This is a genomic window from Streptomyces sp. SID12488, assembly GCF_010548275.1.
Lineage (GTDB): Bacteria > Actinomycetota > Actinomycetes > Streptomycetales > Streptomycetaceae > Streptomyces.
The window spans coordinates 1-392 of record NZ_JAAGLT010000158.1; the positions used below are offsets into that span (position 1 = coordinate 1).

The following is a 392-nucleotide window of genomic DNA, read 5'->3' on the forward strand; positions in this document are numbered from 1 at the left end:
GTCAGCGGGAAGGCGAAGGAGCGGTGGGAGCGGCGCAGGTCGGCGAACTCCGCGCTCTGCTGGACGCGTACGAAATCTTCGGCCGCGGGGCTCGCCGGCGGCGCTCCCGTGCTGCCCGGGGGCGGCGCTGCTTCGGTGGTCACGGGGGACTCTCCTTGTGACGCGGGTGCGGTGGGGACGACGGACACAACAACCTCCGTGTGGGGGGACGGTGGCGCTGATCCCCCCTGTCAACGGCACGGCCGGCGCGTCGGGACGGTTCAACACCCTTTGTTTCTTTGGAAACTGATTTCGCGAACTGATGGCGCGAAGTCGAACGTCGGCACTAGGTTCACGTGACATGCACCCGTCCGGCGCGACCGTGCCCGACGGTTTTTTCACGATGATGTGGA

1 pseudogene is annotated in these 392 nt (G+C 67.1%); it reads right to left on the reverse strand.

Annotation, left to right across the window (positions count from 1 at the left end):
- Window positions 1-143 (reverse strand): annotated as a pseudogene (locus G3I56_RS45225) (DUF485 domain-containing protein); the annotation flags it as partial.
- Window positions 144-392: the final 249 nt, after the last annotated feature.